The organism is Brachybacterium sp. AOP29-B2-41, assembly GCF_052378395.1.
GTDB lineage: Bacteria > Actinomycetota > Actinomycetes > Actinomycetales > Dermabacteraceae > Brachybacterium.
In genome coordinates this window covers 77,515-102,666 of the sequence record NZ_JBQSXR010000007.1, presented here as the reverse complement: position 1 = coordinate 102,666, position 25,152 = coordinate 77,515, and the positions used below count along the sequence as shown (strand labels likewise).

General features: G+C 68.1%; 19 protein-coding genes and 1 pseudogene. 15 read left to right on the top strand and 5 right to left on the bottom strand.

Annotation, left to right across the window (positions count from 1 at the left end; genetic code table 11):
* Positions 1–182 precede the first annotated feature (182 nt).
* The 8 genes from ACT3T9_RS08845 to ACT3T9_RS08810 all read left to right on the top strand — a co-directional run bounded on the left by ACT3T9_RS08845 (position 183) and on the right by ACT3T9_RS08810 (position 8,958).
* Positions 183–1,265 (top strand): ABC transporter substrate-binding protein, encoded by a 1,083-nt coding sequence (locus ACT3T9_RS08845; RefSeq protein ID WP_444606353.1) that lies wholly within the window; start codon positions 183–185, stop codon positions 1,263–1,265.
* A 27-nt stretch (positions 1,266–1,292) separates the two neighbouring features.
* On the top strand, positions 1,293–2,132 hold the full coding sequence (locus ACT3T9_RS08840) for an ABC transporter ATP-binding protein (RefSeq protein WP_444606352.1): 840 nt from the start codon (positions 1,293–1,295) through the stop codon (positions 2,130–2,132).
* Positions 2,133–2,164: 32 nt separating this feature from the next.
* A complete protein-coding gene (locus ACT3T9_RS08835; protein WP_259843147.1) occupies positions 2,165–3,034 on the top strand; it encodes an ABC transporter permease in 870 nt (289 codons plus the stop codon).
* A complete protein-coding gene (locus ACT3T9_RS08830) occupies positions 3,034–3,822 on the top strand; it encodes an ABC transporter permease (RefSeq protein ID WP_444601244.1) in 789 nt (262 codons plus the stop codon). Before ACT3T9_RS08835 ends, ACT3T9_RS08830 begins: the two co-directional genes overlap by 1 nt.
* A 4-nt stretch (positions 3,823–3,826) precedes the next feature.
* Positions 3,827–4,762, top strand: coding sequence for an FAD binding domain-containing protein (locus ACT3T9_RS08825; protein WP_444606351.1), 936 nt, complete (start codon positions 3,827–3,829; stop codon positions 4,760–4,762).
* 160 nt (positions 4,763–4,922) lie between these two features.
* Complete coding sequence (locus tag ACT3T9_RS08820; RefSeq protein ID WP_444606350.1) at positions 4,923–5,387, top strand: VOC family protein; 465 nt, start codon at positions 4,923–4,925, stop codon at positions 5,385–5,387.
* 494 nt (positions 5,388–5,881) lie between these two features.
* Complete coding sequence (locus ACT3T9_RS08815) at positions 5,882–7,504, top strand: hypothetical protein (protein WP_444606349.1); 1,623 nt, start codon at positions 5,882–5,884, stop codon at positions 7,502–7,504.
* Between the two features lie 359 nt (positions 7,505–7,863).
* Positions 7,864–8,958, top strand: coding sequence for a hypothetical protein (locus tag ACT3T9_RS08810; protein ID WP_444606348.1), 1,095 nt, complete (start codon positions 7,864–7,866; stop codon positions 8,956–8,958).
* Positions 8,959–9,145: 187 nt separating this feature from the next.
* On the opposite strand, the gene ACT3T9_RS08805 is transcribed toward ACT3T9_RS08810, so the two are convergent.
* From ACT3T9_RS08805 to ACT3T9_RS08795, 3 genes are all read right to left on the bottom strand, one after another.
* A complete protein-coding gene (locus ACT3T9_RS08805; protein ID WP_444606347.1) occupies positions 9,146–9,805 on the bottom strand; it encodes a DUF6308 family protein in 660 nt (219 codons plus the stop codon).
* Positions 9,806–10,242: 437 nt separating this feature from the next.
* Positions 10,243–12,027 carry a GmrSD restriction endonuclease domain-containing protein gene (locus tag ACT3T9_RS08800; protein ID WP_444606346.1) on the bottom strand — a complete coding sequence of 595 codons (1,785 nt, stop codon included), beginning with the start codon at positions 12,025–12,027 and terminating at the stop codon, positions 10,243–10,245.
* A 50-nt stretch (positions 12,028–12,077) separates the two neighbouring features.
* Positions 12,078–16,895, bottom strand: a complete 4,818-nt coding sequence (locus ACT3T9_RS08795) for a DEAD/DEAH box helicase (RefSeq protein ID WP_444606345.1) — start codon at positions 16,893–16,895, stop codon at positions 12,078–12,080.
* A gap of 233 nt (positions 16,896–17,128) precedes the next feature.
* On the opposite strand from ACT3T9_RS08795, the gene ACT3T9_RS08790 reads away from it, so the two are divergent.
* From ACT3T9_RS08790 to ACT3T9_RS08775, 4 genes are all read left to right on the top strand, one after another.
* Entirely contained in the window at positions 17,129–18,796 is a 1,668-nt protein-coding gene (locus ACT3T9_RS08790; protein WP_444606344.1) for an SWIM zinc finger family protein, read from the top strand.
* A 121-nt stretch (positions 18,797–18,917) separates the two neighbouring features.
* Positions 18,918–19,565: a hypothetical protein gene (locus tag ACT3T9_RS08785; RefSeq protein WP_444606343.1), complete on the top strand. Its 648-nt coding sequence runs from the start codon at positions 18,918–18,920 to the stop codon at positions 19,563–19,565.
* Between the two features lie 61 nt (positions 19,566–19,626).
* Positions 19,627–21,045, top strand: coding sequence for a plasmid pRiA4b ORF-3 family protein (locus ACT3T9_RS08780; RefSeq protein ID WP_444606342.1), 1,419 nt, complete (start codon positions 19,627–19,629; stop codon positions 21,043–21,045).
* A 51-nt stretch (positions 21,046–21,096) separates the two neighbouring features.
* Positions 21,097–22,785 carry an ABC-ATPase domain-containing protein gene (locus ACT3T9_RS08775; RefSeq protein WP_444606341.1) on the top strand — a complete coding sequence of 563 codons (1,689 nt, stop codon included), beginning with the start codon at positions 21,097–21,099 and terminating at the stop codon, positions 22,783–22,785.
* Positions 22,786–22,806: 21 nt separating this feature from the next.
* On the opposite strand, the gene ACT3T9_RS08770 is transcribed toward ACT3T9_RS08775, so the two are convergent.
* Both ACT3T9_RS08770 and ACT3T9_RS08765 read right to left on the bottom strand, forming a co-directional pair.
* Entirely contained in the window at positions 22,807–23,154 is a 348-nt protein-coding gene (locus ACT3T9_RS08770; protein WP_444502425.1) for a hypothetical protein, read from the bottom strand.
* Positions 23,151–24,167, bottom strand: coding sequence for a hypothetical protein (locus ACT3T9_RS08765; protein ID WP_444606340.1), 1,017 nt, complete (start codon positions 24,165–24,167; stop codon positions 23,151–23,153). The genes ACT3T9_RS08770 and ACT3T9_RS08765 overlap by 4 nt, the downstream gene beginning before the upstream one ends.
* Positions 24,168–24,361: 194 nt before the next feature.
* Here ACT3T9_RS08765 and ACT3T9_RS08760 point away from each other — a divergent pair.
* The 3 genes and pseudogenes from ACT3T9_RS08760 to ACT3T9_RS08750 form a co-directional block, all read left to right on the top strand.
* Positions 24,362–24,460 (top strand): annotated as a pseudogene (locus ACT3T9_RS08760) (hypothetical protein); the annotation flags it as partial.
* 62 nt (positions 24,461–24,522) lie between these two features.
* Positions 24,523–24,807, top strand: coding sequence for a ribbon-helix-helix domain-containing protein (locus tag ACT3T9_RS08755; RefSeq protein ID WP_444502427.1), 285 nt, complete (start codon positions 24,523–24,525; stop codon positions 24,805–24,807).
* On the top strand, positions 24,804–25,118 hold the full coding sequence (locus tag ACT3T9_RS08750; protein WP_444502428.1) for a type II toxin-antitoxin system RelE/ParE family toxin: 315 nt from the start codon (positions 24,804–24,806) through the stop codon (positions 25,116–25,118). The genes ACT3T9_RS08755 and ACT3T9_RS08750 overlap by 4 nt, the downstream gene beginning before the upstream one ends.
* The last annotated feature ends 34 nt before the right edge of the window (positions 25,119–25,152 follow it).

Genomic DNA, 25,152 nt, shown 5'->3' with positions numbered 1-25,152 from the left:
CGGGTGCCGTCGTGCCGGGGTCCGGGTGCCGGTGGACCCGGGTTTACGCCGCCGAAACAGGAGCGCACCGCTGGCGAAACAGTCGTTCCATAGCGTGGCCGCCACCGGAAGACCTGGTGCGGTGACCGACCTCGGAGCACCGTGCGCGGCTCGCCGGACCGTCCTCCCAGAAAGGGGCTCCCGTGTCCTGTCCCCGACCTGCCCTCGTCGGCCCGAGCCGGCTCCGTCCCTCCCGTCGCCTGCTGCTGGGCGGGGCGATCGCCGCCCCGGCCCTCGCCCTGACCGCGTGCTCCGCGGCCGACGGGTCGGGCGCCGACGCCGGGAGCCTCGGCGGGCTCGAGGTGAACCAGAACTGGATCCGCACCACCGAGTTCGCCGGCGAGTACTTCGCCGACTCCCGCGGCTACTACGCGGAGGCCGGCTTCGACGAGGTGACCCTCATCCCCGGCGGGCCCAGCGGCACCTCCTCCGAGGCGATGGTCCTCTCCGACTCCGCGCTCGTCGGAATGACCACCCCGCTCGCCGCCGGATCGATGGTCGCGGGGGAGCAGGCGCCGCTCGTGCTGCTCGGGGCGAAGTTCCAGCGCAACCCCTTCACCATCTGCTCCACCTCCGCCTCCCCGATCACCACCCCCGCCGATCTCGTCGGCCGGCGGATCGGCGTTGCCACGGGCACCAACGAGGTGCTCTTCGACGCGCTCCTGGAGGTCAACGGGATCGACCCCGCCGACGTCGAGCGGGTGACCGTCCAGTTCGATCCGCAGCCGCTGATCAACGGGGAGGTCGACGGGCAGATCTGCACCCTCACCAACGAGGCGATCACCGTCGCTCTCGCGGGCCTGGAGGTCGTGAACCTGCCGCTCGCCGAGAACGGCCTGCCCTTCGTCTCCGGCGCCTTCGTCACGACCGCGGCGAACGTCCAGGAGCGGCGGGAGGAGCTCAAGGCCTTCCTGCTCGGCACGATCCGAGGCTGGCAGGACGCCCTCGCCGACCCGGCGGAGTCCGCCCGGCTCGCCTATGAGGAGTACGGCGCGGACCTCGGCCTGGACCCCGAGAAGGAGCAGCGCCAGGCCGAGGCCCAGAACCAGCTCGTCGTCAGCGAGGAGACCGAGGCGAACGGTCTGTTCGCCATCTCCGACGAGCTCGCCGCGACGAACGTCGAGCTGCTGGCGCTCGCCGGCCATGTGGTCGACCAGGGCTCCTTCTTCGACCCGACCCTGCTGCAGGAGGTCCATGAGGAGAACCCCGACCTCCTCGCCTCCTGACCCCTCCCCGATCCGAAGGGCACACCCATGACCGCGCAGCACGATCCCCGGCCCCGCACCGAGATGCCCGAGGCCGGCGCCACCGGCATCGACCTCCGGCGCCTGAGCAAGACCTTCACCTCGGGCCGCCGCCCCGTGACCGCCTTCCAGGACACGCAGCTCGCCACCGACCGCGGCTCCTTCCTCTCGCTGCTCGGGCCCTCCGGATGCGGCAAGTCCACGATCCTGCGGATCCTCGCCGGTCTCGAGGCGCCGACGACCGGCACCGCGCTCGTGGACGGGATGAGCCCCGAGCAGCTGCGCGCCAGCTCCCGCCTCGGGATCGCCTTCCAGGACTCCGCCCTGCTGCCCTGGCGCACCGTGCGCGGCAACATCCGTCTCGCCCTCGAGGTTGCCGGGAAGCTCGAGAACGAGCCCTACATCGACGACCTCCTGGACCTGGTGGGGCTGCGCGCCTTCGAGAACGCGAAGCCGGGCCAGCTCTCCGGCGGCATGCGCCAGCGCGTCTCGATCGCCCGCGCCCTCGTCGTCAAGCCGGAGGTGCTGCTGCTCGACGAGCCCTTCGGCGCGCTCGACGACATGACCCGTCAGCGCCTGAACCTCGAGCTGCTGCGCATCTGGACCGAGAAGCCCGCGACGACCCTGATGGTCACCCACGGCATCTCCGAGGCCGTGTTCCTCTCCGACCAGGTCGCCGTGATGAGCGCGCGGCCCGGCCGGATCGTCGAGGTGTTCGACGTGGACCTGCCGCGCCCCCGCACCCCCGAGATGATGCGCACCCCGGAGTTCCACGCCCTGTGCGACCACGCCTCGGAGGTGCTGTTCGGCGCCCCGGCCGACGCCGCCGCGCTGCCCGAGAGCGCGTGAGCCCGCCGACGCGGGAGAAGGAGGACCATGCCATGACCGCTGCCACCCCCACCACCGCCGTCGCGGACGAGATCCCCGCCGTCCCCTCCCTGCCCGCCCGTCGGCCGCTGCCCCGCTGGGCGATCGGCGTGCTCGGCACCCTCGCCGTGATCGCCGGGTGGTGGATCCTCGCCGGCACGGTGCTCTCCGGGGCCGGGGCCGCCGAGGGCGGTGCGATCCCCACCCCCGGCGCGATCCTCGCCCAGCTCGCGGCCGACGGGTGGACCTACTACTCCCGCAACGCCTCGGTCACCCTCGCGGAGGCGGGCCTCGGCTACCTCCTCGGCAACGCCCTCGCCCTGCTGCTCGCCGCGGTGGTGATGCTGGTGCCCGCGCTCGAGCGGATCATCACCCAGCTGGGCGTCATCAGCTACTGCCTGCCGCTGGTCGCGATCGGTCCGATCATCTTCATCGTCCTCGGTCCGCCCGCCTCCGGCGCCCCCTCCGGGACCGCCGTCGTCCTCGCCGCGCTGTCGGTCTTCTTCACGACCCTGGTCGGCTCGATCCTGGGCCTGCGCAGCGCCGACCGGGCCGCCCTGGACGTCATCACCGTCTACGGCGGCACCCGCCTCACGCAGCTGCGCACCGTCCAGGTCATCTCCGCCCTGCCCAGCGTCCTGAGCTCCCTGAAGATTGCGGCGCCGGGCGCGCTGCTCGGCGCGGTGCTCGGCGAGTACGTGGGCGGCGTCGACCGGGGCCTGGGCCCTGCGATGGTCAACGCCCAGCAGTCCCTCGAGATCGAGCGGGTGTGGGGAGTCGCGATCGTGTGCGGCCTGCTCGCCGGCGTCGCCTTCGCGATCCTCGCGCTCGTCGCCCGCTTCGCCACCCCCTGGTCCACCGGCACTGAAGGAGGCAGGTCCTGATGACCCACGCCCTGAAATCCCTCTCGAGCACCCTCCTCGGGGTGCTGATCTCGCTCGCCGTGGTCCTCGCGATCTGGGCCGGGGGCCTGCGGGTCCTCGACGTCTCCAGCTTCATCGGCAAGGGTCCGCTGGACGTGGTCGGCCATCTCGTACTGGACGAGGACGCCGCCCACCACCGCGCCGCCGTGCTCGGCAACCTCGGCATCACCCTCGCCGACGCGGCGATCGGCTTCGTGGCGGGGCTGGCGCTGGCGATGATCGTCGCGGCCGGGTTCACCCTGGTCCGCGGGGTGGAGGACGCCCTGCTGCCGCTGGCCATGCTGCTGCGCTCCGTGCCGCTGGTCGCGATGGCGCCGATCCTCATCCTGATCTTCGGCCGCGGCACCGCGACCGTCGCCGCCATGGGCGGGATCGTCGTGCTGTTCCCCGCGCTGGTGACGATCGTGCTCGGCCTGCGCTCCGCCTCCCCGGCCATGATCGACGTGATCTCAGTGTTCGGCGGCAGCCGGTTCACCGCTTTCCGTGCCGTGGCCGTGCCCGCTTCGCTGCCCGCCCTGTTCACCGCGCTGCGCATCTCCATCCCGGGAGCGCTGACCGGGGCGCTGCTGGCGGAGTGGCTCGCCACCGGCCAGGGCATCGGCTACCAGATCGTCTCGGACGTCTCCCGCGCCCGCTACGACTCGGTGTGGGCGTCGGTGGTGGTCGTGACCGCGGCGTCGCTCGTGCTCTACGGCCTGGTCTCGCTGCTCGAGCGGCTGGTGCTGCGGCGCATGGGGACGGAGGCCTGAGTCCGTGGACCTCTCTACGGTCGAGGAGGTCCGCGCCACCGCCGACCCCGACGACTTCCGCGCGGGCGATGCCTGGCTCGGCGGCGGCACGGTCCTGTTCTCCTACGGCAGCGACCGGCTGCGCCGTCTGCTCGACCTCCGCTCCGCCGGATGGGAGCCGTGGACCGTGCGGGAGGGGGGCCTGGAGCTGGCCGCGACCTGCACCATCGCCGAGCTCTACGCCCTGCCCGGCACGGAGGCGCCCTACCGGGTGCTCCGTCCCGGCGTCACCGCGCAGCCCCGCGCCGACGGATTCCCGGGCGTCGAGGAGTGGCCGGCGACCGAGATGCTCCGCCCCTGCTGCGACGCCTTCGTCGCTTCCTTCAAGATCTGGAACACCTCGACCGTCGGCGGGAACGTCGCCGCTGCGCTGCCCGCCGGCCCGATGACCTCACTGCTCGCCGGCCTGGACGCCGAGGCGACCGTGTGGGGGCCGGGCGGGGGCCGTCGGCGCCTGCCGGTCGCACAGCTCGTCACGGGCGACCGGCGCACCGCGCTCGCCCCGGGGGAGCTGATCCGCTCCTTCCTCGTCCCGCGGGCCGCGCTCGAGACCCGGGCGGCGTTCCGTCGACTGTCGCTGTCGAACCTCGGCCGCTCCGGCGTGCTGCTGATCGGTCGTGACCTGAGGGACGGCAGGATCCGCCTCACCGTCACCGCCGCGACGGTGCGGCCAGTGCAGCTGGACCTCCCGCTCGACGTCGGGGCGGCGGAGGTGGCCAGGCGAGTCGAAGCGGCGCTGCCGTGGGAGCTGGTCCACGACGACATCCACGGCCTGCCCGAATGGCGACGTGACATGTCCGTGCTGCTCGCCCAGGAGATCCACGTCGAGCTCGGAAACCCGCCGCAGCCGCCCAGTCCGGCGGCGCACCCGCTCGAGGGCCCCGGCGGTCATCTGCGGTGAGCACGGGCGGCTGCGGGCGCTGTGGGTCGCCCTCGCCCTCGGCATCGACAGCACGGAGTACTCGACCTGCTGGCCGTTGCGGGGATACGGACGATCGACTGGTAGTGCAGATCGTCAGGAGTCTTCCCGCGCCCGGGGGCCGACGGCGAGGATGGGCGTCATGACCACGACGAACGCTCCCCGCCAGCTGCGACTGATCATCGAGACCGACGACTTCGACGAGGCCCTGCAGTTCTACCGTGACGTGCTCGGCATGCCCGAGCAGGCCGCCTTCGCCACCGAGGGGGAGGACCGGGTGGCGATCCTGCACGCCGGGACCGCGACGCTCGAGCTCGCGAGCCCCGCGCACGCCCGGGCCATCGACGAGGTCGAGAACGCGCCGAGCACGGACGGACCGACGCTCCGCATCGCCCTCGAGGTCCAGGACACCGAGCAGGCCGCCGCCGCTGCCGGCGAGCACAGCGCCGAGCTGCTCGCCCCTCCCACCCGCACCCCGTTCCGCACGATCAACGCCAGGATCCAGGGGCCGGCGGGGTGGCAGGTGACGTTCTTCCAGGAGCTCGAGACGCTCGAGGAGCGCGAGGGGAGGGAAGGGTTCACGACCGACGATCAGCGCCCGCGGTGAGAGCGGGGTCGCGCCCGGCTGTCCCACCCCGGCACGACACTGCCGATATGGATCTTTCGTGGGAGCTCGAGCAGATCGGGCTGGTGGCCGCACCGGATACGGTGATGGACGGGCGGCACCTGCTGTACCGGGTCACCGACCTGGTGCATCACGAGGGCGGCTCCATCGATGCTCTCGTCCGCGCACAGGTGCCTCACGCGGTGTCACTTCCCGGGAGGAACTGGTGGGATGGCTCCTCCTGCAGCTGCGGGAGCTCCCGCCGGTTGAGCCCGTGTGCGCACGCCATCGCGACGAGGCTTCGGCACCTCCAGCAGAGCCACGGACTCGACGACGAGCGGCTTGCTCGCTGGGAGCGATGGATCGAGAGTCTCCGCATGCTCCACTCAGCGTGGGATTCCCTGGCGGACGATTGGCTCGAGGCAAGAAGCCACGGAGAGGCGGGAGCGACGTGGACAGCGCTCCGCGCCGTGGGGTCCTTGCACGGTGCGCTGCAGATGGCGCGCGCCCTCGACAAGCGCGCGACCGGTGAGCAGCTCTCGGCCTTTCTCCGTGATCTGGCGTCCTGGTATGGGATCGACGGGACAACGCCGCTGAGTCCGTCGGCCATCAGCGACGCACGTGAACTCGCGGACTTCGCCATGGCCCCGCTCGATGTCCACGGACCTGCAGCGATGACAGATCTCCTGCTTGCCGTCGCCGGCTCGACCCGCCTCACCGCCACCACTCCGGATGCGGATTGGCGGATCGATGGTGTGTTCCGCAGTGCCTGCAGTGTGCTCGGTCAGCTGGTGGCCACCGGGAACACGGATGCGTCGGAGGTGGCGGATGTCCTTCTTCGCGCAGAGTTCGATGCCCCTGCCACTTCCCATCCGTGGAGCGCGTTCATGCTCCTTTATCTCGGCGACGGTGCGTACCAGGTGGCCGAGGAGATGGGCTCGCTGCTCCGTGACCGAGAGCCGAGCGGTGGGTGGGTGATGGCGAGCGATCCCCGGTTCCGGCTTCGCGCGGAAATCGGGTTCGTGTGCGGGGGGGTCGAGGGGCTTTTGCAGGTCCTGGAGGAATGGCCGGAGGCGCCGTACGGCGAGTTCCTGCGCCGGTTGCCGCACAGCATCGCGCCGACGATCCGGGTCGCTCTGCTCGAGTCAGCCCGCAGAAGCGGTCGCGCCGGGTGGGCGCCGGGATGGTGGACCCGCTCCAAGACGTTCAGCAGGCGGAGTCTCCATGACCTCCACAAGTCATCTCAGCGCGAGTCGATACGCGGCACGATCGCGATCGGCGATCTCATCGTCACCGAAGCACGACTCGGACGGGAGGGCAGGGCCCGGAAGATCCTGCGTGAGCACGCACTTCGCGACTGCAATCCCGTGCACCGATACGAATTCCTGCGCATCTGGGAAGCGGCGACGCTCGGAGCGGGTGCGGAAGCGAGCGCGACGGAGATCTTCGGGCACGCAGCAGAGGACGAGGACCTCGCGGAAGTGCTTGCGGCGATCTCCCGCCTCCCCGACGCGTACTTCGAGCGCGACCCCATCCGGGATGAGGACGGGCTCGGGACCGTACTGCTGACCGCCGTCCTCCTCGAGGACATCCCTCCGGAAGGGGAGGCACGACAGCTCGACGCCTCGACCTGGGTGGAGAGCATGTTCTCCTGGTACCCCGCGGCAGCAGATGACCTCGAGGCCCTCGCGTCGCTACCCCTCGACGGCGTCGGTGAAGCGTTGGAAGGGGCAGTACTCGATAGGCACCTCGCCCTGAGGGCGCGGAGAATCGCGGCACAGCTCATCGAGAGCGGCCTCCCCGTACGCAGCATGGCGGATCTGCGTCATCACGGCGTCGAGCTCTTCCTCGACGCCCTCGAACAGGTGGCGGACGCGACGGCGTTCACAGCGGCGCTGTTCGCACTCCTCCTCGGAGATCCATGCCACGTCGCCTTCGAGAGCGTCCGCAGCAGCTTTCTCCGCACGGTGTTCACCACCAGCCCACCTCACGACGGAGCCGCACTGATCGACCGTGCGCATTCGATCGAGCCACGGTGTGCTGACATCAGGGAGTACCACCTTGCCGTCCTCCTCGCCGAGCGCGATGGAGCGGTGTCCGCTCCACGCCGGCGTCGGTGAGTGCTCGATGTCTGGACACGTTCCTGCAGATGCGGCCGAGTGTGGCCGTCGCCCGCATATCCGATCCATCAGGCACGATTCGGGTCAGCGGACAGGGAATACCGAGAACGGCGTCACGAGGAACGGACAGGGACACGTTGTCGGCGGCGACGTGCTGGAGCCGGCGGGACCTGATCGAGAGTGGCGTTGGGGACATGGATGCCGGTTCTGCTGTGCTGTGGGTGCGAAGCAGGCAGTTGTCGTCGAAAGCCCGTCTCAGCTGTCCCCGGCGCGGAATAGGCTGAGGCTGACGCTCCGGCAGCCGCTACGGGTCAGGACGAGAGAGCAGGGCGATGACAGAGGACGAGGTGCAAAGCGCTATGGAGGAGATCGTCGACGGTGGTGACGTTGTCGTGGGCGACGCCACCCCCGATATTGACTCTCTGCCCGAAGCCGAGAAGGTGGAGGCGGAGGAGTTCGCTAGAGAGTTCCTCACGCGAGTCCTTCGTCTGCGAGGAGTCAAGATCGATCGAGAGCACTTCCTGCGTGCCGAGTTGCACAAGCGCGGCATCGGCGATGTCACGATCTCTCGTGCCATCTCGGAGAGTCCGGCTGCCGCAGGCATCGAGCTCCGGATGCTTGATCGCTTCGCCGCGGAGGTGGTCGAGTTCGAGACCCGCAAGTCCACGGCGATGTCGTTCGCCGCAGGTCTCCCCGGCGGATTCGCGATGCTGGGCACGATCCCCGGTGACATCACCCAGTTCTACGTGCACGCATTCCGCATCATGCAGAAGGTCGCGTACCTGTACGGGTGGACGTCGTTCCTCGAGGACACGGACGAGATCGACGACGAGACTCTCGCGAAGCTCGCCGCGTTCCTCGGCGTGATGATGGGAGTCGGAGGAGCGTCCGCGACGCTCACGACCTTCGCAGCGAGCGTCGCCCGACCGGCATTGCAGAAGCAGATCGCCGGGGTCGCGCTCACGAAGACCGCCTGGTACACCCCGATGAAGCAGGTGCTGCGGGTCATCGGCATCAAGCTCACCAAGGACAGCTTCGCCAAGACCGTCACGAAGGCGGTGCCCGTGGCGGGCGGCGTGCTCTCCGGCGGTCTCACCTACACCACGCTGCGCGTGCAGTCGGGACGGCTGATCAGGCATCTGCGTGAGCTGCCGCCGCCCCACGTCGACGCTGAGGAATACCTCCGCCAGGTGCACGTGGCGGACGATGAGGCGGGTGGCCGGGCGGCTGCTTCACTGCGCGGCCGTGCTGCCTCGGCAGTCAGCTCCCTGCGAGAGCCGAGGCCCCACGCCGACGGCGATACCGAGTCACGAACGACGGCGCGTCACGCCACCGACGCGGTAAAGGACGCCGGCGCGGCGGCGAAGGATGCAGCGAGCAGAGTGACCGGACGCATCGGAGGGATGGTCCCGCGTCGGGGAAAGAAGACATCGGTCGACGACGGCGACGTCTGACCGTTGAGGATCACGCGCTGGCTGATTTCTCCCGATGCAGGAGCAGCCCATTGACCAGGTCGTTCAAGTGGAACTTCCGTACGTCGACAGTTCGACGTCGAGGTGCAGGTAGCCGGGCCCTGTGCGTGCTCGGATGGATCTGACGCCTACGCGCGAATCAGTCTCAAGGCCATCGCGAGCGGTGTGCTTAGCTCGAGAGCTGACTTCCGTGCATCCACAGCAGGATGTCCAGCGTGCGAAGCGTGGAGAGTTCAGGCCGTCCCACGTGGTCCTTGATTTCCTGTGCTCGCTCGATGAGGTAGCTGTCGGCGCACAGCTCGTCCCGCCACATCCTCCAGGAGTGGTAGTTTCCTCGCCCGATGACCCGAGTGACGACTGAGTCGTCGATCGGGATGAGATGAGGGCGCTTGCGGGCCATGATCTTGCTGGCGATCGTCTCGCCGACATTCCACCTGCTCTCATCATCAGCGTTGCGGCGCAGTAGATCCCACAAGGCGAGGGCGGGCGACCCGGTGCCGAGTACGGCTTCGAACTCGACCTCCGTTGTCACGTTCTCGAGCTTCAGTTCCGGGTCGATCTGTGCGAGTAGCTCTGAGATCTTTGACGCGTATGTCCCCAGGATTCCGAGCACGGCACGAGAAGGCACTGTGACGGCGAGTGTCTGCACCGCGAGCAGATCGGGTGCGGTCACCATGTTTGGAGGGTTCGAGGCGCCGACAAAGGTCTCGAAGTGTGAGCCTGTGTAAACCCCTGTCCCAGGGAACGTAGAGGACTCTTCGAAGTATAGGGAAGCGAGCTGTTTCCCCGCCTCCTGGTCGATTCGGAGCAGCGCCTCGTGGATAGTCACTGTCAGTCCCTTCGCTAATTTTCGACCGAGAGTCATTGGGAGTGTACTGGCATTACGTGAATTTATGGAGAACTTGCGTGTCGCTCGCCGCGTTGGTGTCGGTGGACTTGTTGGCGAGCGTTGCCGCGATTCTTCACGCGGGGTTCACGATCCTTAATTTTGCATTGCCGGATTCTAGGCACTTGGAATGAGGAGCCTGTGGGAATTCGTGATGTTGCCAAATGCGACTCCCTCTCGGAGTCGGACGCTTCGCGAGGCGCACGAGCGCTGAAGGCAGCGCTGTCATTCTCGTCTTTTGGGTCCAGGAGAGCCTTGATCAACACTCATAGGCGATTCTGTGAATCGACCTGGATGAGGAATGGCTGTGGTGCGAATCGGTGCGGATGGGGTCAGATTATTAGCTCGCCCGCACCCCGAAAATGCGCGCGCCGATTCGGTCATGCCTGATCGATATCGGAATCTGAGATCTCGACGACGTCTCGCGTCACCGGCTTGCCCGTCGCCTGCTCGACGAGAGTGCATAGTGCTTCGCGCCGCGCCGTGAAGAAGCCCTGGAAGTCATCGGCCCACAGCAGCTCAGGATCGATCTGGTGATCGGCCACGATCTCGTCAATCAGAGCCGCAGGAGCTTGACTCTCCCGTTCGATGGTCTTCCGGTAGACGCTCGGCGCGTTGCCGGAGAGCTTGATGTTCGTGGTCCTCGCCAGGGGTGTCTTGTTGACGATGCTCTCCCGCTGCTCCCACGGGATGTCGTTCTTGTTGCACCAGGCCTTGGGGAAGATGTGGTGGATGTCCACTCGGAGTTCGAGGTAGTGGGCGCGGTCGAAGGACTGGTTGAAGACCCAGTCCTTGCAGTCGTGCGCCATCAGCAGTGCGTACAGCCCCTTGTATGCCGCGGAGTTGCGAGTGCGGAGGCTGTGGAGGCGGGATTCGTTGAAGTAGGACTCCTCGACGGTGCGGGGCATGACAGCGCCGTCCTCTGCTCGCGCCCAGGCTGGTACCTGTTCGACGTCGCGCGCGAACCTGGTCTCGATCGCGCTGCCGTACAGCTCGCCGAAGATCCCGCTCCAGAACCACTGGCGGATCCTGGCATGGACGCCGTACGCATCTGATGTCTCTCCGAGTGCGACGCGGAGGACAGCCAGAGGGACGATCTGCTTGGGGTACGGCAGGTCCGATGCCGTATGGACGTGCTCTCCGTCGAGGAACTTGGCCGCCCAGACGAGCCCTTCAACGATCTTGGGTGACCACTGGAGGTAGCTCTCGAGCCGGAGTTTGAGCACGTCCTCCTTGCGGGCGGTGGTGGCAGTGGGGCCATGGAGACTCGAGGCCAGTGTCACGGCTTGCAGGAAGTCATCGTTGTCGAAGCCCTCGAGCACCGGGTGGTCGTCGAGCACCTCCCGGATCCGTTCCCAGTCCCGCCGGAGTCGGAAGGCCTTGCCTTCCCGCTCGAAGTAGGAGCGATCGCCTGCGAACTTCGCCGTGAGGAGCTCGAAGACGGTGAGCTTCACCCCGCCCTGGTTCACCTTCTCGAACACGGTGGTCACCGCCTCGACGGTGGTCTCCTTGTCGAGCAGGATGGCGGGGATCTCGTAACCGCGCATGGGTTCGTTGAGAAGGGTGAGGAACTTCGAGATCACACCGAGGTCGACCTCGTTCTTCTGCGCCCATTCCAGAGCCCATTGAGCCGCGCCGCCTGCGGAGAAGATCTCGGTGATGGGCAGATATCCCTCGGCGACCTGCTCCTCGCGGCCAGAGACGTCCAGCACGACGTCGCGGTCGAAGTTCGTACGCACCACGCCCGACGCCGGCAGCGACACGATTGCTTCATCGAGGCGATCAGGGTGCGCGAGCGCGTCAGCGACCTTGACGAAATAGCGTCTGTCGCCGTCGTCCTTCGTTGCCACGACGCCCTCTCCGCTGAGTGCTTGGCTGAGCGAGGTGAGGCGCTGCTGACCGTCCAGGACCAGTAGGTCGGGGAGGGTCCCTTCCGGTGGGGTCATCGTCTCGATCGGTTTGGACTCGAAGTGCACCGAACGGCTGCCCGTCTGGAGAACGAGGAGCACTCCCATCGGATGACCCACGGCGACCGTGACCAGCAGCTGCCGCACCCTCTCGTCGTCCCACACGTAGCCTCGCTGGAAGTCGGGGAGTTGGATCTTCCCGGCACGGGCATCGCGGATCAGGTCGATCAGGTCGTACTTCGGAGTCTGGAAACCCATTGGCGGTCCTCCTGGGGGTGTCGAATCAGGTCGGGGGCAGCGAGGAGATCTCAGTCGGCGCCGTCAAGGGCTGGGAGTGCTTCGGTGATCTCCACGGTGCGCACGGACACCGTGACCACCTTCTGCAGCAGGTCGAGGATGTATCGGGGGTTGCCGTGCTCGATGCCCCATTGGTTCGGATCGTTGATGATGCCGGAGGCCTTATCGGTGGAGACCTGGTACTGGCGGATGATCCATTCGATCGCGCTGCGGGAGCCCAGCTGGTAGCGGTAGGCAGATTCAGGGATCCCCGTCAGCGTGAGGAATGGATTCATGACAAGTGAATCGGGGGCGTCCGCTGCCTTCTTCCCTGCCGGGAAGCGCATCTTCTGCACGCGGTAGTAGGACTCCTCCTCGCCGATCGGCGGCTGTTCGCCTCCGGCGACCTCCAGCGGGTACGCCTCGGCGTTCTCGTAGTCTGCATGGAGGTGGAACAGGTCGCGTCCGGCCGTCGTGAACGCCTGGAACGTTCCCGCGGGAACGTCCGGGATGCGGGGCAACATCTGCTTGAGCTCACCGGCGTAGCGCTCTCGGTACTCGGGTGAGTGGAGCAGGCCGTAGACGAAGAAGAAGATGTCGTCCTTGGAGACTCCATCGCCGTACCGCCCGCGCATCAGGGTGTGGATCTCATCGGTGATGTTGTCGACTCGGCGGTAGCCGTCGACCACGTCGTCTTCGAGACAGAGGTCGAGTTCTCCGTCAGGCAGCGGCTCCCAGGTGTAGCGCGGGAAGAATTGGCCACTTGATGAGCCCCAGAGCGCAAGGTCTGGGACGACTCGACTCGCGAGCAACGAGAACTCCTTGTCGGAACCGACGCCGGTGACGTAGAACCCGTAGTTCTCGTGCCGCGGGGTGGGGAAGAGTTGTGTGAGCCGGTAGACCATGTCGTTGTAGGCGCGGTCGAAGTACACATGCACTTGTGTGAACGGTCGGTACAAGCCGACGCGGTACGCGGCCTCGCGGTGTTCAATCTTCCGTCCACGTGTGACGTTGGACTTGTCTGCACGGTTCCAGGACAGCCTTGACGGGTCGTAGTCGGGCGAGTACCCGGGTTGCGACGCACGGTCGACCTCGGAGTTGTAGAACTCGATGGATCGCGTCACGTTCTTCCGCAACGCGGGAGCGGAGTAGTTGTAGACCCATGCGTCACGAGCCGTGGCGAGCCCTCGCGAGTACACGCGGAATACCGCGGCTTGCGAATCTGACCTCTTGTTGTCGCCGATAATTGCGTACGTCAGGTAGTTCTCGTCACGCTGATTGATCCAATCGCCGTGGCGATTCGGGGTGATCCGACGCCAGGGCACCGTGCCGACGGTGGCGTCGGCGACGATGGCGAGCTTGTCCTTGGCGGTGAGGTAGTCGCCGATGTCGCGGTAGTGGATCGTTGCCGGACCCTCGTGACCCTTCGTCCGGACCAGGAGAAAGACGGCGACGGTGTTGCGGCTCCCAGAACCGAAGACCTTGCCGCCTTCTCTGCGGCTGGTCTCTCCCGCAGTGCGCTGATTCCCCCGCAGATTGAACACGTAGATCGCGCTGAACTCGTCGGCGAGGCTCTTGCGGACCCCGGCGGCAGTGTTGCCCTCGATCCAGCCGCCGTTGGTGACGAACCCGATCACCCCCGCATCGCCGATGCGGTCGCTCGCCCAGCGGATGGCGCGCATGTATGAGTCGTACAGGCTGTTCTTGTTCGTCGCATCGGTGCGCGCCGCGAAGGTGTCGCGTACCCGGGCATCGAGCGTCGGATACTTGACGTTGGCGTTGTCGTCGTTGCCGGAGGTCTGCCCCACGGAGTACGGGGGGTTCCCGACGATCACCCGGATGTCGAGGGCCTTCTGCGCCTCGGCGCGGGTGTTGTTGGTGGGGAAGACGACCTCGTCGACGAGGTCTCCGTTCTCGGTGAGCTGGAACGTGTCCGTCAGGACGATCCCGTCGAAGGGCTCGTAGGCCTCGTCCGCGAGCTCGACGCCGTCGGCCGCGGCCTGGAGATCGTGGAAGGTGGTCTCGATGTTGATCGCGGCGATGTAGTAGGCGAGCAGCAGGATCTCGTTGGCGTGCAGCTCGCTCGCGTACTTCCGGGCGAGGTCTGTCGGGTCGATGAGGCCGGACTGCAGCAGGCGCACGATGAACGTGCCCGTCCCGGTGAAGGGATCCAGGACGTGCACGCCCTCGTCGCTGAGCGACCTACCGAACTCCTGCTGGAGCACGTCGTCGACGGAGCGGAGGATGAAGTCGACGATCTCGATCGGGGTGTAGACCACGCCCATTGCGTCTGCCGTGGAAGGGAAGGCGTTCTTGAAGAAGGACTCGTAGAGCTCGGTGATGATCTTCTGCTTGCCCTCGGCATTGTCGATCCCCGCAGCGCGCAGGCGCACCGACTCGTAGAACTTCTCGAGCGAATCAGCCTCGGCGTCCACGTGCATCGCGGTGAGGGAGACGACCATGCGATCCATGACCAGGGAGACCGGGTTGTGCGCCGTGAACGCGTTGCCCTCGAAGAGCGCATCGAACACGGGCTTGGTGATCATGTGCTGGGCGAGCATCTCGATCGCCCCATCCCGGGAGATCGACTCGTTCAGGTTTCGGCGCAGCGCATCGAGGAACACCCCGAACTGCTGCGAAGCGGCGGTGTCCGGATCGTCCACCAGGGCGGTGATACGCGTGATGTGGGCGCCGGCGATCTGGGCGATGTCCTTGGCCCACTGGTCCCAGTAGGTGCGGGAGCCGACCTTCTTCACCATCCGGGCATAGATCGCATTGCGCAGATCGTCCAGCTGCGACAGCCGCAGATCCAGGCTGCCCTGTGCGGATCCCGTGCTGTCATCGGAGCTGCCTGCGTCGTCATCGGTGGGGTGTCCGATGCCGATGACATCGATCTTGCGGTCGCGGCTCTTGTTCAGCTCGACCTTGTTCACCATCGCGTCGAATCGCTCGTCGTGGGCGCGCAGAGCCTGCAGCACCTCCCAGACCACCTGGAAGTTCTTGTTGTCGTCCAGTGCCTTCTCGGGCGTGACGCCCGAGGGGACCACCACGGGAAGGATGATGTAGCCGTACTTCTTTCCCCGCGCCAGGCGCATCACGCGGCCCACGGACTGCACCACGTCCACCACGGACTTGCGAGGGTTCAGGAACATCACCGCGTCCAGCGAGGGAACATCCACTCCCTCGGAGAGGCACCGGGCGTTGGACAGGACCCGGCAGGTGTCCTCGCCGGCGTCCTCCTTCAGCCAGTCCAGCAGTTCGGTGCGCTCCATGGAATTCATCGAGCCGTCCACATGCCTGGCTTCCACACCGAACAGATCACCGGGAGCCTCGCCCTCATGGTTCTCGATGTAGGCGGAGACAACCTCGGTGAACTGGGAGGCGACCTTCTTCGAGGACTTGATGTCTCGGGCGAACGCGACGGCACGGTGCATCGGCTGAGGATCTACACCGAAGGCGTGCTCGGAGTCGCCGCGCTTGGCGAGCCCGTTCCAGCAGCCCACCAGTCGGGTCGCATCATCCAAGGAGAGCTCCCCGTTCTCGGCGAACACTTCCTGCATCGCATCGCTCACCGCATCCTGATTGACGGTGAGGATGAGCACCTTGTAGTCGGTGAGCATGCCCAGTCCGACCGCCTCGCCGAATCCAAGGCGGTAGAACTCCGGGCCAAAGGTGTCCTCGTCATCCATCGACGCGAGGACCACCTTCTCCTTCTCGGCTTTCGACTTCGAGGGGTCGTCGTAGATGCGCGGCGTCGCGGTCATGTACAGGCGCTTCTCGGCCTTCAGGTACTCGCCGTCGTGGATGCGCACGAAGGCGGACTCCTGCGAGCCGGAGAGCGTGGCGCCGGTGGTGCGATGCGCCTCGTCGCACACCACCAGGTCGAAAGGCTCCAGCCCCGCGAGCTGCTGTGCCTGTGCGACGACGTCCAGCGACTGGTACGTCGCGAAGACCACCCGCATCCCCGAGCCGTCCGTGCGGGCCTCTCTCATCCGATGCGCGAGTCGTTGCGGATCGGTCGTCGCCGGCAGGGCAAGATCCACGACGGAGATCTCTGATGAGTCCTCGGAGGCCTTCCGGCCGCGGGACGCCTTGGCGTCGGAGCACACCGCGAGCGATGTGATCCCCACGGAGGTGTTGTTCGACCATTCCCGTAGCGCCTGGGACAGCAGCGCGATCGACGGCACCAGGAACAGCACACTGCCGCCTGCGCCCACATACTCCTCGGCAAGGCGCAGCGAGGTGAAGGTCTTTCCCGTGCCGCAGGCCATGATCAGCCGGCCACGGTCGTGGTCTGCGAAGCCGCTGACGACATCCTCGATTGCGGTGCGCTGGTAGGGGCGCAGATCCGAGGCGCCGGACAGGGCGAGTGCCGTCGGGGTGTCCGGGTCGAACGTCGCCCAATCGATGCGGGACTGTTCGAAGTCCTGCAGCCCGAGGCGGCGTACCGGCACCGCCTGCTCGCGGATCGTCTCCTCGGCGGTCGCGCCCCACTGCGTCGTCGTCGAGACCACCAAGCGCTCCGTGAACCCACCCCGGCCGGAGGCTGCGAGGAACTTGTCCAGATCGCCCTTCGAGACCCGATGGGTCGGGTCATAGAACTTGCACTGGATCGCGGTCAGGCCGCCGTCCCGGCGCCGGGCCACCAGATCGATGCCGGAGTCATGCCCCCACTTCTCCGGCCACTGCTCCCACATCCACACCGTCGCGAACTGCGTGGCCCACAGCGGATCCGTCTGCAGGAACGATTGCGTGAAGCGCTCGAACTGCGTTCCCTGATCCGCGGTCGAGGTCGCACTGTTGTACATGCGATCCAGCAGCTTCATAGGGGATGGCGCCGAGACAGTCATTGGTCCAGTATCCGGCACGTTTTCTGCGGATGTGGGCGAGTCCGGGGGACTGATGCTGAGTTGTGAACGAGGTTGTCCGGCAGAGCCTCGCACCCCTCGTGGGCCGCGTTGCCGCTTGCTCCCCAAGGCGCATCCCGCCTACATCTGCCGAGCGCTGTGGTGCGGAGACACGGCGATCGAAGAAAGCCGGTCACGCGAGCTGCTCAGCATCCCCTACCGCCACAATGGACCCCATGCCACCGCTGCCCTTCTCCGAGGACTTACTCCGCCTGCGCACCGGCGACGTCCTGTTCCATCGCGGTCTGCACTACGCCGAGCAAGGTCGGGTCGCACTGGTCTCGGCCGGGTCGCGCAGCGCCGTCGCGATGGTGATGGGAACGCAGGAGTACACGGTGCGGCTTTCCGTCGCTACCGGTCGCCTCACCGGCTCGTGCATCTGCCCGTTCGCGGAGGTCCAGCCGATCTGCAAGCACATCGTGGCCGCCGCCCTGCTCTGGCTCGAGGACTCGGAGCCGTCGGCCGCCGAGCCTGCCGCGGAAACAGCGCCTCAGGTGCCGGATCTGCGCGAGTTCCTGCTCGCCCAGGACCGTGAATGGCTCGCGGACCAGCTGCTTGCTGTCACACAGGATGATCCCACCCTGCACGCGCAGCTGCTCATTGCCGCCGGTGCCGATCCCGAGGACAGCGTCGACGAGGATGCCGTGCGCAGTCAGCTCCTCAGCTCTCTGGAGACAGGCGGGTTCGTCTCCTACTACGAGGCGCATGACTTCTTCACCGGCATCGAGGAGGCACTCGACAGCATCGAAGAACTGCTCGAGCTCGGCGCTTCACGGGCCGCCGCGCGACTCACTCTGCTCGCCCTCGACGGCTTCGAAGAGCTCCTGGACGATGTGGATGACTCTGGTGGCGGGCTGTCCGTCGCCTGCGTCCGGGCCGAGGAGATCCATCTGCGCGCCACACAGGCGTCCCCGGGAGATCCGCGAGAGCTCGCGCAGGACCTCGCGCGCCGAGCGCTGACCAGTGACCTGGACGTGTTCCGCGATGCCGCTGAGCAGTACCGCGACCTGCTCGGCCCCGAGGGACTCGAGCAGTTCCGCGACGCGGTGGAGGAGCGCTGGCGCAGCCTCAGCGACGATGACCGCACCCACCGCTACCAGGTCGCGGCGCAGCGCAGACGAATCGCCGAGGCGATCGGCGGCACCGACGGTCTGGTCGCGCTGCTGAGAGCGGAGCTCGACACCGACAGTGACGCTGCCGCACTCATCGATGTCCTCCTGGACGCACAGCGCATCGATGACGCGGTGCTCGAAGCACGGGCACTGCTGGAGCGCTTCGGTGACAGCGCCCGATTCCGGGCCGTCGCCGCCGAGGCCTTCGCCCGAGCGGGCCGACACGACGAGGCTGCCGAGCTGTCATGGACGAACTTCGTCGAACAGCCCTCGCTCGGCACCTTCCAGCCCCTCAAACTCCGAAGCGGTCCCGCCTTCCCGCACTGGCGAGAGCGGGCGCTCACCATCCTGCAGGAGCGAGCAGGCGAGCACGGCACCTGGTCCTGGTTCGTGGAGGTGCTGCTCTGGGACGAGGACCTGCCGCGCGCCTGGGAGGCGGCGACCGAGCACGGCGCACACGACTCGGCGTGGCTCACCCTTGCCCGCTGGCGCGCACCCCTGGACGGGGCCGAGGCGGCGAGTGTGCTGTACGAGCTTGCTCGATCGTCCCTCTCCGCCGGGCAGCGTGCCGCGTACGCGGAAGCGGCGCGGTTCCTCAAGGAGGCATTGGGCTTTGTCAGCGGTGCTGACGCCGAGGCGCTGAGATCGCAGATCCTCGACCTCCGTGCCCAGAACCGTCGGCGCCCCGCACTGCAGGACGAATTCACCAAGGCCGGACTGCCGAGGCCGTAGACAGCCCCTGCGGCATCTCGGTTCCACGCACCGCGATGCCGACCCCGTCGGCGGCCCGCCACCACCGCGATACTGACCCCGCCACCACACTGACCCCACCACCGAATCGAGAGGGACAGCAATGACCAGCGAATGGCAGGGAGTCCTCGACCCTGACGTGCTGAACGGCGACCTCGTCGACCATGCCGCCCGCCTCGCCGATGCCGCGAAAACGGGCCGGTGGGACACGGTCCTCGACCTCGTCGAGCATGGCACCTGGAGCACCGCGAACCAGTGGCGGGTCACAGGCCGCTCCTGGTTCACCCCGCTGCATCAGGCCGCATGGCTGGGAGCCCCCGTCGGCGTGGCCGAGCGGTTGCTCCTCGCCGGCGCCTGGCGGTCGCTGCGCACTGCAGAGGGTGGCCGTCCGCTCGACATCGCCCGCCAGCGCGGCCATCATCACCTGCTCGAGGCGCTCGCCGTGTGCGACCTCGGCGCCGCCGATCAGCGCCGCGTGACGGCCTGGGACTCCCACCTCGCCGACCTGATCGCCGAGCGCACCCGGCCGCTCGCACCAGTCTGTTTCCGTCCCGTGCCCACCGAGCTGCTGGTCGTGGAGCGGATGGAGTCCCTGTGGGTCCCGTACCCCGGGATGTACGGAGGGTTCAGTCTCTCCGTCCATCGCGACCGGCTTGTCGTGGAGAGCTGGAGCCGCGTCGCCGGCGGCTCGGGCCAGGCCCACGTCATCACAGAGAGCGGGTGCGTGCTGGTCGAGGAGGGCTTCGTCTGATCCGTCGACCGCATAGTCGCACGGCAGCTCGGTGATCACCCCGCACCGATACCGTGGCCCCATGCCCTCGAACCAGACTCCCGACGATGAGCTCCTGCGCCAGTTCCGCGCGCAGCTCGATGGGATGAGCTCCGAGGAGATCCACGGGATCCTCCACGGCGTGCTCGACGCCTCGGGCAGAGCGGTGCGCCGCCCCGAGCGCCCCGATCTGCGCCACCCGCCGCGCGAGGAGCCCGCCCTGTTCACGCTCCGCGTGGATCTCGAGCATGCCTCTCCGCCGATCTGGCGCCGGCTCGAGCTGCGCTCGGATCTCATGCTCGAGGAGGTCCACGGGATCCTCCAGACCGCTTTCGGGTGGTTCGATGCGCACCTGTGGCGCTTCGCCGCTGGCGGGACCCCCTTCGACTTCGAGTCACAGCTGTTCCTGTGCCCGTTCGACGTCGACGAAGGGGAGGACGAGGGGCTTCCCGCCTCGCAGGTGCGGCTCGACGAGGTGCTCAGCACCAGTGGAGACCGCCTGGGATACGTCTATGACTACGGCGATGACTGGCAGCTGCGACTGCTGCTGGAATCCGTGCGCCCGGCAGGGGATGGTTCCCCGCCCGCCCGCGCCCTCAGCGGACGGCGTGCTGCCCCGCCCGAGGACTGCGGCGGTTTCACCCGCGCGGAGGATCTCGCCGGCGTGCTCCCGGATCCGGCGCATTTCGACCTCGCCGGGCTCCAGCGCTCCCTCGAGCTCGCCGATCTCGACCCCGCCTCGTACGGAGCCTCTGCCGTGCTGACCGCGGTCGTGACCCGCCTGCCCCCGTCGCCGGTGCGGGAGGACCTGCTCGCCAGGTCGCTGGCACTGGCCACCGCCACTGACGCGCCGTCGGCGGAGGAGAAGCGCACGGCGCTGCGCGGCGTCTCCTGGTTCCTCGACCATGCGGCCGGCGGCGGCCTGCCGCTGACCGCGGCCGGCTACCTGAAGCCGGCGGACGTCGAATCAGCGAGCCGGGTGGTGCCGGAGATGGGCGACTGGATCGGGAAGAACAACCGCGAGATCAACGCGTTTCCGCTGCTCCATTTCCGCGAGGCGCTCAAGCACCTGAAGATCTTGCGCACCTTCAAAGGGCAGCTGCTGCCCACCCGTCGGGCGCGTCCGGCGGTAGAGGATCCCGACGCGCTGTGGTCCCTGCTCGCCCAGTCCCTGATCCCACCGCCGGGCTCCTTCGCGCACGACGCCACCGTGCTGCTGCTCGCGCACATCGGATCCACCCCGTGCGGTACCGCAGTGGATCCGCAGGCGACGCCGAAGGCGCTCGACCGGCTCGGCTGGCGCACTCGCGAAGGAGGATCGGTGGACCGGTGGAGGGTGCGTGATCTGCCGGCAGCGACCGTGCTGCGGAACATCACCCCGGAGCAGGACAGGCGTGCCGTGCGCGGCGACTGGTCCGACGCGGCCCGGGCGCTGGCGCGGGAGGCGCTCGCGCAGGCATGACGGCGTCGGCCGCGGATGCAGAAGGCCCGGAACGTCATGTCTGATGGACCCATGACCGCCGACGCCACCGCCCTCGCCCGCACCCTCACCGGGATCGACTCCCGCAGCTACGGCGCCTACAAGCAGCTGAAGGGCAGCTACGAACTGGGCGTGTGCCGCCTCGTGGTCGATCACGTGCAGGTCGACCCCTACGCCCCGCCGTCGCTGATGCGGGTGATCGTCGATCGGGCCGACGCCGACCTGCCGGAGGATCTGCTCTCCGATCACCGAGGCCGCGTCGCGACCACGGACTTCCTGGCCCGCGCCGTCGCCCGCGTCGCCGCGGAGCTGGGGGAGGGGATCAGTGCCGGCGCCCCGGGCCAGGAGGTGCTCGAGCGCACCAGCGTCGCCCTCACCGCCGAGGGCGTCGAAGCGCGGCTCTCTGTCCCTCTGCCCGCCGCTGGGCGCCGGATCCGCGGCCGCGAGGCGGCCCGTCTGCTCACCGAGCACCTCCCTCGCCTCGCCGAGGCGGCGCTGCTCCACGCGAGCCTGGACGACGACGCGCTGCGCGAACACGTCACCCTCCACCGCGACCAGGAGGCGCTGCGCGACCAGCTCGCCGCGCGAGGCCTCGTGGCCTTCGTGGGAGACGGTGCGATCCTGCCCCGCCGCTCCGGCGACTCTGACCTGCCGCTTCAGGGCGGCGCCGTCCCCTTCGAAAGCCCTGACTCGCTGCGGGTCGCCTTCGCGCTGCCGAGCGGCCGAAGCGTCACCGGGATGGGCGTGCCGGAAGGCGTCACCGTGATCGTGGGCGGCGGCTATCACGGCAAGTCCACGCTGCTACGCGCGCTCGCCAAGGGTGTGTACCCGCACCGGGCGGGCGACGGCCGCGAATGGGTGATCACCCGGGCCACCGCCGCCGCGCTCCGCGCCGAGGACGGCCGCGCCGTGACCGGCGTGGACATCTCGCCCTTCCTCACCGGCCTGCCGTCCGGCACCGACACCCGCGCCTTCTCCACCACCAACGCCTCGGGCTCCACCTCCCAGGCCGCCTCCCTCGTCGAAGCGGTCGACGCCGGCGCCTCCGCGCTGCTGATCGACGAGGACAGCGCCGCCACCAACATGATGTTCCGCGACGAGCGGATGCGCGCCCTGGTCCCGGCCGAGCGTGAACCCATCACCCCGCTCGTGGACCGGGTCCGCCCGCTGCTCACCGAGCGCGGCGTCTCCACCGTGCTGGTCGCCGGCGGCTCCGCAGCCTTCCTCGACGTCGCCGACCACGTGATCGCGCTCGATGAGTACATCCCCCGCGACGTCACCGCCCAGGCCCGCGCGCTCGCCGAGCAGCGGGCGCCGGCGCCCACGGAGGGCGTGTTCGCCGCAGCCCGCCCCCGCATCCCGGCCCCGGGCACGCTGCGCCCACCGGGCAAGAAGAAGCCCGCCAGTGCGCGAGGCCGGGACACGATCCGCCTCGGGCACGAGCACATCGACCTCGCCGCCATATCCCAGCTGGTCGACGCCGCCCAGACCCAGGCCATCGCCCACGCCCTGGACCGCCTCGCCGAGCTGCTCGACCAGCCCGGACCAGGCGCTGCTCCGCTCACGCTCGAACAGGCGATCACGACGCTGTGCGAGCGGATCGACGCCGAGGGACTCGACGTGCTCTCACCCCACCGCGGCCACCCCGGCCACCTCGCCCGGCCCCGCCCGCTCGAGCTGCACGCGGCCGTGAACCGCTGGCGGGGGCTGCGGCTCATCTGACGAGCCCGGCGGCCATGCCGATCAGCGCGTCGTCGACGTCCCTGCCGGACGCAGCTCCAGATACACGACAGCGCGGTCCGCGGCAGCGATCTCCGCCCCGCCAGCTCCCGGTGTCGCCGGGTCGATGTGAGCGAGCTGCAGCACGCCGTGAACGCCCAGAGCGACCTCATCCCCGATCTCCAGCAGCACGATCTCGCGGCCTTCCGGGACCGTGATCTCCAGCTGCGCCCGCAGCCCTTCGCCACCATCGGGGAGTTCCCCGACGCGTGCGGAAAGGACTCCCACCTCCACCGCTGCGAGCATCGCCCGGGTGGATTGGAGGATCCTGGCGCGCGTGGTGCCGTCATCCGTGGTCATGGTGCTGGTCATCGCAGTGCCTTCCAGGGCCCGCGGGCCCACTCGGAGGAGGGTGGCACGACGTGCGTCGCGTCCATGTTCTGGCCGAGCTGCTCATCGCTCAGATGCAGGCGGCGGTCGCCGTTTTTGCCTCCATAGTGATCTCCGGCGCCCCACGGGTTCTCGAGCACCACGTTCCCCTCGGCGTCGACTTCGGTCATCACATATGCGTGGTTCTCGACCAGAGGCGGATCGGTCGCCGTCCTGCCTTCGGTCCCGAAGATCACGGTGTAGCCCTGATCGTGGAGGTATTGCGCGGCGAACTGGTTCAGCTCGACCCCGTCGGAGTAATCGTAGAAGCCGCCGATGCCGTTCTCGACGTCGGTCTCGGCACTGAGCGGCACCATCATGGTCGGTGCCGGGACTCCGGTGATCGCCTCGATCATCGCTTCCGAGTAGCCCGAGTACGTGCCGTCCTCCTGGAGGACCCCGTGCCGGATGAGCGCCGCCTCGTACAGCGTCATCCAGTTCTGGCGGCCATCGGAACCCCTCGCCCCCTCGGGCAGCACGTCGCCCTCGACGGTGTGGACCACGGGACGACCGTTCTCGAAGAGCGTCACCTCGTACACCCCCGGTGAGACCTGCTCGAGGTTGTTCATGAAGAACTCGGCATCCTGCTCGGACAGCCCGCCGAGCAGGGCGATCGTGACGCAGTTCGGGATGCCGCGCTGATTCATCGCCGCAATGCCGAACTCGGACGGGTCATCGATCGGGATATCATCGCGGATGTCGGTGCGATCCTGAAGGGGCCACTTGCCGCCGTCCTCCCACCACCAGATGAACGCCTCGCCGGTGTCGTCGTACTCGGCGGCCCCGGCCTGCCCGCCGCCCGCCGCCTCGGTGCTCGAGGCCTGCTCCTGCTCGTCGGCATGACTGCGCAGCTCGTCACCGCGCCCACGCAGCTGGTCGGACACCTGCTCGGCGTCGGTGACCGCCTGCTCCAGACGCTCGCGGAACTCGTGGGCGTCCTCTCCCTGCCACTGCATGCTCCTGGCTGCGGTCTGCAGCGTCCCGACCATCGCGCCGAGCCGCTCTGCCCCAGACCCGACCCGCGCCGCGCACCCCCGCAGCGCCTCCACATCCGCCCCGTGAAACACCGCTGCCCCCCTCGTCACCATTCCTGATGGTCCACGAATGTAGTGAGAGATGAGGGGATTGCCCATGGGGAGAAGTCCCCGGACACCTCGCCCGGCCGCGCCCGCTCGAGCTGCACGCGGCCGTGAACCGCTGGCGGGGGCTGCGGCTAGTGCGCGGGTCCGCCGCGTCGGGCGTGAGATGACCACTGTGCACAGCGAACGCCCAGGAGTAGGATTGAATCCTACTCATGTGGCAGGAGGCGCCATGCGCACTACGAAACAGCTCAGCATCACCCTTCCTACGGGCATGGCTGATGCGGTGAAGGAGCGCGTTGCATCGGGCGCGTATGCGAGTGAGAGCGAAGTGCTCCGCGATGGACTGCGCGCCCTGTTCGCGCGCGATGAGGCTGTGGAAACTTGGCTGCGCTCTGACGTCGTCGCAGCGTACGACGAGCTGCGCGCCGATCCGTCGCAGGCGATCAGCGCCGACGACATGCGCGCGCATCTTGCGATGGTCCACGAGGAGCGCACTGCGTCGAGCGGGGCATGAACCGTCGTGTCGTCTACGCTCCGCGAGCACGAGAGCAACTGACCGACCTCTATACATGGATTGCAGATGAGTCCGGATATCCGGAACGCGCTGCTGGCTATCTGGCCGCGATTCTCGATTACTGCGACGGATTGGTCGTCTTCCCGTACATCGGCGTTGCGCGCGATGATCTCCGGCCCGGTCTGCGCACAATCGGATTCCGTCGTCGAGTCGTGATCGCCTTCGCGGTGACAGAGGAAGCCGTCGAGGTGCTTGGCGTCTACTACGGCGGGCGCGACTACGAAGCCCTCATCGCCGCAGAGCTCGAGTAGTCGCCCCAAAGCGCAGGCGGTGCCTCAGGGCGTA